General features: G+C 63.3%; 9 protein-coding genes. 6 read left to right on the top strand and 3 right to left on the bottom strand.

What is annotated here, in order from left to right; genetic code table 11:
• On the bottom strand, positions 1-694 hold a 694-nt coding region (locus tag QZY06_RS05005), incomplete at its 3' end, for a YbhN family protein (RefSeq protein ID WP_295681011.1).
• Positions 695-801: 107 nt separating this feature from the next.
• Between QZY06_RS05005 and QZY06_RS05000 the strand changes: the two genes are divergently transcribed.
• Both QZY06_RS05000 and clsB read left to right on the top strand, forming a co-directional pair.
• Complete coding sequence (locus tag QZY06_RS05000) at positions 802-1566, top strand: endonuclease/exonuclease/phosphatase family protein (RefSeq protein ID WP_295681008.1); 765 nt, start codon at positions 802-804, stop codon at positions 1564-1566.
• The gene (gene clsB / locus QZY06_RS04995; protein WP_295681005.1) at positions 1563-2807 is read left to right on the top strand and encodes a cardiolipin synthase ClsB; all 1245 of its coding nucleotides are present in this window, start codon (positions 1563-1565) and stop codon (positions 2805-2807) included. Before QZY06_RS05000 ends, clsB begins: the two co-directional genes overlap by 4 nt.
• A gap of 54 nt (positions 2808-2861) precedes the next feature.
• On the opposite strand, the gene QZY06_RS04990 is transcribed toward clsB, so the two are convergent.
• On the bottom strand, positions 2862-3245 hold the full coding sequence (locus tag QZY06_RS04990; RefSeq protein ID WP_295681003.1) for a hypothetical protein: 384 nt from the start codon (positions 3243-3245) through the stop codon (positions 2862-2864).
• A gap of 323 nt (positions 3246-3568) precedes the next feature.
• Between QZY06_RS04990 and QZY06_RS04985 the strand changes: the two genes are divergently transcribed.
• A complete protein-coding gene (locus QZY06_RS04985) occupies positions 3569-4393 on the top strand; it encodes an alpha/beta hydrolase (protein ID WP_295680999.1) in 825 nt (274 codons plus the stop codon).
• Positions 4394-4544: 151 nt separating this feature from the next.
• Positions 4545-4706, top strand: a complete 162-nt coding sequence (locus QZY06_RS04980; RefSeq protein ID WP_295680996.1) for a hypothetical protein — start codon at positions 4545-4547, stop codon at positions 4704-4706.
• Positions 4707-4777: 71 nt separating this feature from the next.
• Here the strand turns inward: QZY06_RS04980 and QZY06_RS04975 are convergent, their stop codons facing one another.
• Positions 4778-4945 carry a hypothetical protein gene (locus tag QZY06_RS04975; RefSeq protein ID WP_295680993.1) on the bottom strand — a complete coding sequence of 56 codons (168 nt, stop codon included), beginning with the start codon at positions 4943-4945 and terminating at the stop codon, positions 4778-4780.
• A gap of 520 nt (positions 4946-5465) precedes the next feature.
• Between QZY06_RS04975 and QZY06_RS04970 the strand changes: the two genes are divergently transcribed.
• Positions 5466-6002: a ferritin-like domain-containing protein gene (locus tag QZY06_RS04970; RefSeq protein WP_295680990.1), complete on the top strand. Its 537-nt coding sequence runs from the start codon at positions 5466-5468 to the stop codon at positions 6000-6002.
• Between the two features lie 13 nt (positions 6003-6015).
• Positions 6016-6228, top strand: a complete 213-nt coding sequence (locus QZY06_RS04965) for a hypothetical protein (protein WP_295680987.1) — start codon at positions 6016-6018, stop codon at positions 6226-6228.
• Positions 6229-6275 lie beyond the last annotated feature (47 nt).

Below are 6275 nucleotides of genomic sequence, written 5' to 3'. Positions count from 1 at the left end.
GCACGTACAGGATGCCGGCGATCAGCAGCCAGTTGAGGCTTGAGACCAGCACCTGCAGCGTTGCGAAGCCAGCGCTGGGCAAGCTCAGCTCGCGGCCGCGTATCGTCCAGCTGCGCCGATTGGCGAACGCTGAAGCGCCGATGTAGAGAATCAGGGTCGCCAGCAGCGCGACGCCGGCGATGGTCAGACCCAACCTGCCGATCTCCCAGCCGGCTGGCGGCTTGACGAAGTTGAACGCGAAGGCAACGCCGGCGAGCAGGAAGTAGCCGGACCAGTTGGTGACCAGGCTCATGCCGACGACGCGCGTCACCTGTTCCGCATCGAGGCCGATCCGCGAATAGAGCCGGTAGCGGAAACCAATGCTGCCAACCCAGGAACCGAAATTCAGATTGAACGCGTAGCAGACGAAGGCGATCGCCATCGCCTTGGCTTTCGATACCTGCAGGCTCAGCGCCTTGCGTGCGAACAGATCGACGCAGGCATAGACCGCATAGCTGCCGATCGAGCACGCCGCAGCCAGCAGCAAGGTGGTGCGATCGATCTGCTGCACCGAGCGCCAGATCTTCGGCCAGTCCAGCGTGCGGCCGTAGCGGTAGATCAGGTAGGCAACGAGCAGGAAGAACGCAATCGCCAGCCCGCGCTTGAGCAGCGGGTAGTGATGTCGGGTCTGCGGCTGGGGTGGGTTGGTCTGCATCCCGGAGCCGGGGCAGTTTGCGTGCCCGTCAACAAGGATGCAGCACCGGCCGCAGGAACGAAACCTGCCGCTGCTGACAGTCGACTTGACCAGACCCGCCGCACCGCATGCCTGCAAACGTTCCCGAGCTGACTCTGATGACCCTGAACATCCACATGGGCTTCGCCCAGTTCAATCGTCGCTTCGTATTGCCGGAGCTGAAAGCGGCTGTGCATGCGGTGCATGCCGATATCGTGTTCCTGCAGGAAACGCTCGGCAGCCACGCGCGTCATGCCCTGCGTCATGCCGGCTGGCCGGCGGAGGAACAATCGAGCTTCATTGCCGACACCCTGTGGGGCAACGTCGCCTATGGCCGCAATGCGGTCTATGCCGATGGTCATCACGGCAATGCGGTGTTGTCGAAATTTCCGATCCTGCGCTGGGACAACCACGATATTTCCATTCTCGGCACCGAGCCGCGCGGCTTCCTGCATTGCGTACTCGCGGTGCCGCAAGGCGGCAAGCGGCCGCCACTGGAAGTGCATGCCATCTGCACGCATCTCGGCTTGCGAGAAGCGCATCGCCGCCAGCAGCTGGAACGCCTGTGCGCCTTCATTGCCGAACTGCCGCCGGAAGCACCTCTGATCGTCGGCGGCGATTTCAATGACTGGCGCCAGCGCGCCGGCCCGATGCTGGCGAAGGCCGGGCTGGTCGATGCCTTCGTTGCCACCGGCCAGCTCAGCCCGCGCAGCTTCCCGGTACGCGTGCCGCTGCTGCGCCTGGATCGCATCTACGTTCGCGGGGTCACCGTTGCCGCCGCCGAAGTGTTGTCGGCGCCGCCGTGGAAACACCTTTCCGATCACGCCGCACTGACCGCCACCTTGCAGCCATGAACGCTCCCGCACGTGCGACATCTTCCACGCGGCACTGGACCATCGGTAACCGGCTGCGCCTGCTCGAGAACGGCGAAGCGTTCTTTCCGCTGGTGTTCGAAGCGATCGCCCATGCGACGCAGGAAGTGCTGATCGAAACCTTCATCCTGTTCGAGGATCAGGTTGGCAACGAGCTTCAAGTGAAATTGATCGACGCCGCGAGACGCGGTGTGCATGTCGAACTGGTGGTCGATGGCTATGGCTCGGAGGAACTGACTCCGGCGTTCATCACTGCGATGACCGATGCCGGCGTCCGCTTCAAGCTGTTCGATCCGCAGCCGCGCAAGCTCGGTTTCCGCACCAACATCTTTCGCCGGCTGCATCGCAAGACCGTGGTCATCGATGGCAAGCAGGCGCTGATCGGCGGCATCAATCTGTCGGCCGAGCATCTGCGCACCTACGGGCCGGAATCGAAGCAGGACTATGCGGTGCTGGTCGAAGGTCCGGTGGTCGAACATATCCGCGCGCACTTCACCAAGAACAACGATGTGGCGACCAGCCCGCGCTGGCGCTGGCGATCCTGGCCGTCGCGGCAGCGCCAGGCCGAGACGGGTGATGACGGCAAGACCGGCGCGATGCTGGTGGTGCGCGACAACGATCGGCATCGTGACGACATCGAGCACGTCTATCGCATCGGCATCCGCAATGCGAAGCACGACATCATTCTGGCCAACGCCTACTTCCTGCCCAGCTACCGGCTCATGCGCGAATTCCGCCGTGCTGCCGAGCGTGGCGTGAAGGTGCGGCTGATCTTGCAAGGACGTCCGGACATGCCGATCGTGCGCTGGCTGGCGCGGGCGCTGGATGACGAACTGCTGCGCGCCGGCGCGCGGATCTTCGAGTATCGAGAACGCCCGTTGCACGCCAAGGTCGCGGTCATCGACGATGACTGGTCGACGGTGGGATCGAGCAATCTCGATCCGCTGAGCCTGTTCCTGAATCTGGAATCGAATCTGGTGATGCGCGATGCCGAGTTCGCGGCCACGCTGCGCGGCAATCTCGAAGGCCTGATCGAGCACAAGTGCGAGGAAGTGACGCTGCACAAGGCCCGTCTGCCGCCGATGCTGCGCCGGCTGATCAGCATCCTGGCCTATCACCTGCTGCGCCGGCTGCCGAGCCTGGCCAGCGGTGTGCCGGTGGGTTCTTCAAAGCCGGTGGTGGTGACGGATCAGGGTTTGCCGCCGTTGAGCGAGCATTCCTGAACCGAGGTTGAAACAAGTCAGGCCGGGCTCGCGCCCGGCCTGATCCCTGCTGATTCAGCGCGGCGTCGGCGTGTCGGTCTTGCCCGGGCCGTAATCGTGCGTGCTATCCGGCTCGCCGGTCTTCTTGCCACTCTGAGTGTTGCTGCTGCCCGGTGTCGTCGGCTTGCCTGCGGTACCGGGTTCCTCCGCCGGAGTGGCCATCGGCGTACCAGGCTTGGCGCCGCTCTGCGTGCCTTCGGTGCCGCTGCGCTTGTTCTTCTTCAATTTCATGTTCGACTTTTCGTCCGGCCCGCCGGGTGTCGGGCTGCCGTCGACCTTGCCGTTCGCAGTGCCGGTGCCGACGCCGCCAGTGGGTTTGCCGTCGCCCGGGCTTTGGGCATGCAGCTGCGTGGCACTGAGCAGCAGGACGGTTGTCGCGATGAGGGTTCTGACTTTCATGGTGGTTTCTCGCTCGATGATCTGTTGATGGAGGGGCCGGTGGGTTGATCTCCCACGCCGGCCTCGCACGAGCCATAGCGCCCAGACAACAGACATCACCAAGCTGCAGACCGATCCAGAGAGCGCAGCAGGCTCGTGGCGATCCATGGGCAAGCCGCGCGCCCGCGCCGACAGGTCTATCGCGGGCACGTTGGCTGCTGCTTGGTGTCGGAGATGAGTCCGGCTGCGGAGTACGCGCACTGCGTATTCGCCACCAGCGCGGATTTCTGTACCGGCGGCCTGTGCTTCGGCCCGCCACTTTTACCCTCTGGAGTAAATCCGACATGAATTACGTAACCACCGACGACAACACCCGACTTTTCTACAAGGACTGGGGCCGTGGCCGTCCGGTCATCCTGATGTCCGGCTGGCCACTGTCGTCCGACAGCTGGGACGATCAGGCCATGGACATCGCCGCGGCCGGCTTCCGGGTCATCGCCTATGACCGCCGTGGTTTCGGTCGCTCATCGCAGCCCTGGAGCGGCTACGACTACGACAGCCTGTCCGACGATCTCGCCGCCGTGATCAAGCACACCGAGGCCAAGGACGCGACCCTCGTCGGCTTCTCGATGGGCGGTGGCGAAGTGGCGCGTTACATGTCGCGCCATCAGGGCGCTTCGGTGGTGCAGGCCGCGCTGATCGCCTCGGTGGTGCCCTACATGATGAAGACCGAAGACAACCCGGAAGGTACCGAGCCGGCGGTGTTCGAAGAAATGGCCCAGGGCATGAAGAAGGACCGCGCCAACTTCTTCGCCAGCTTCGCCCGGGATTTCTACGGCGACGGCATGCTGACCCATCCGGTCAGCCAGGAAGTGCTGGACTGGACGCGCGGCATGGCCATGCAGGCCAGCCTGCGCGCGACGCTGGAATGCGCCAAGTCCTTCTCGAGCACCGATTTCCGCAAGGATCTGCCGTCGTTCAAGGTGCCGACCCTGATCATCCACGGCACCGCCGACAAGACCGTGCCGATCGACGGCTCCGCGCGCCCCGCGGCCCAGGCCATCGCCAATTCCACCTTGATCGAATACGACGGTGCGGCGCATGGCCTGTTCGCCACCCACAAGGAGCAGCTGAGCGCGGATCTGATCGATTTCCTGCGCAGCATCTAAAGCCACGCGAAACGGACCCGCAGGAGCAAGACCGATGAACTTATGGGCAGGCAAGTTTTCAGGAAAGGTTGCGCGCGGGTCCGTTGGCGCTGGCGAAGTGAGGCGTCAAGGCGTGTCCGGGGAGCAACAGCGGCCCGGGATCAATGATGGCTTGCGAGATCTGCTGGCGGCCTATCACCGCAGCGCGTCGATCGACGGCAGGAAGATGCTGATCTCGCAGATCTGTCTGGAACTGCGGGCGCGTCACCAGCAGAAGGAGCAGGTGTTCTATGTCAGCGTTCGGGAGGCCTTGAGCGCTGCTGAGCGGCGTTGAGGCCGATATTCACGTCGTCATTCCCGCCTGCGCGGGAAAGACAACAGGTTTCCGAGCGCCGAATCGAACAACTAACCGCGCAACAAACCCGGCCAGCGGGCATGACCGAAGAAGCCCATCGCCACCGCAGGAATCAGCAGCAGCACGGCAGCGATCAGGATCATTGGCAACGCGCTGGTGGCCTGTTCGATCTTGCCCGTCTCTACCGGATAGTTCGGTGCCGGCTGTACCGTCTGCACGAAGCTGGCCTTCTGGGAATGAGCCGGAGCTGAAGGCGCTGTGCCCTGGCAAGCAGTAGCCGAAGCATTTTCGTTTTCCGCGCAGGCTCGTCCCAGGGTCGCCGAGATTGGCGCGTCCAGCTGTCTCGAAACAGGTGCGTACATGGCGATCTCCGGCTGACAGGAATGTCGATTCCACATGCTGGTGTGAGGCTTCAACCTGAAAGAGCAAGCGGCGTTCCCGAACGGAATTCCGTCACTGCCGAGGCCTCGAGCTTGTGGCGCTTCCGTTCCCGGCTTGTAAAGAAAGCGCTAGCGCAGCTGCATTTCTTACCGTGAGCTACGGCGGCAAGCGGCCTCGCGAACCGTGAGAGACAGGCTGAAAAGCGCCACATCCATGGGGATTCCGCCGGGCACGCTGCTTGCTGGTTGCTGCCGTGTGAACGGGATCGCCGGTACGCAACGACGCGTTCCGGCTGCGCGGCGAAGCGCTCCTTCTGCTTCACCCCATTCTTAATACTTTCAATACAGGGAATGACCCATGACTGAAGCAACACTGACTGATACGCCGACCCTGCGCGCGCAGGCCCGCAAACATGTCGAGGATGGCGCCGTAACCGCCGGCTATGCCGCGGACCGCGAAACCGTACTGAAGCTTCTCAATGAAGCGCTGGCCACCGAACTGGTTTGCGTGCTGCGCTATCGCCGCCATCACTTCATGGCGCGCGGCATCAACTCGAAGAGCATCGCTGACGAGTTTCTCGTCCATTCGAACGAAGAGCAGGGCCACGCCGATCAGCTCGCCGAGCGCATCGTGCAGCTCGGCGGCGAGCCGGATTTCTCGCCGGATACCTTGACCAGCCGCAGCCATGCCGAGTACGTGGCCGGTGCTTCGCTGTCCGACATGATCCGAGAAAACCTGGTGGCCGAACGCATTGCCATCGACAGCTATCGCGAGCTGATCCAGTACCTCGACAAGGCTGATCCGACGACCGGCAAGCTGATCAAGGAAATCCTCGCCGTCGAAGAGCAGCACGCCGACGAGCTGGCGGATTTTCTGGTCGACGTTCCGGCCTGATCGAGCTCGATCGATGCGATCGCCAACGGCGCCCATTTCAGTGTCGGCAATGGAACTGCAGGCACTGAGAACGCTGGCCGAGGACCAACGCGCGCCGATCTCGGTCGACCTGGCCGGCGATCTGGAGCGCAAAGGTCTGGTGCTGCGCGGCTGGGATGGCATGCATGTGCTGACTTCGGAAGGCGAGGCTGCCTTGCTGGGTCTTGGCAGCTTGATAAAGCCGTAGGAAACAACGCGTGCCTCAGGAAGCACTCATCATTCCCGCGCAGGCGG

Origin of the sequence: uncultured Nevskia sp., assembly GCF_903885465.1 — a bacterium.
Taxonomy (GTDB): Bacteria; Pseudomonadota; Gammaproteobacteria; order Nevskiales; family Nevskiaceae; genus Nevskia.
Note: the sequence above shows the minus strand (reverse complement) of the source record. Positions and strands in the feature narration are given on the sequence as shown.

Bases quoted from the DNA above. Each gene is read 5' to 3' on its own strand.
- QZY06_RS05000 (WP_295681008.1), top strand. From the start codon at position 802: ATGCCTGCAAACGTTCCCGAGCTGACTCTGATGACCCTGAACATCCAC.
- clsB (WP_295681005.1), top strand. From the start codon at position 1,563: ATGAACGCTCCCGCACGTGCGACATCTTCCACGCGGCACTGGACCATC.
- QZY06_RS04990 (WP_295681003.1), bottom strand. From the start codon at position 3,245: ATGAAAGTCAGAACCCTCATCGCGACAACCGTCCTGCTGCTCAGTGCC.
- QZY06_RS04985 (WP_295680999.1), top strand. From the start codon at position 3,569: ATGAATTACGTAACCACCGACGACAACACCCGACTTTTCTACAAGGAC.
- QZY06_RS04970 (WP_295680990.1), top strand. From the start codon at position 5,466: ATGACTGAAGCAACACTGACTGATACGCCGACCCTGCGCGCGCAGGCC.
- QZY06_RS04965 (WP_295680987.1), top strand. From the start codon at position 6,016: ATGCGATCGCCAACGGCGCCCATTTCAGTGTCGGCAATGGAACTGCAG.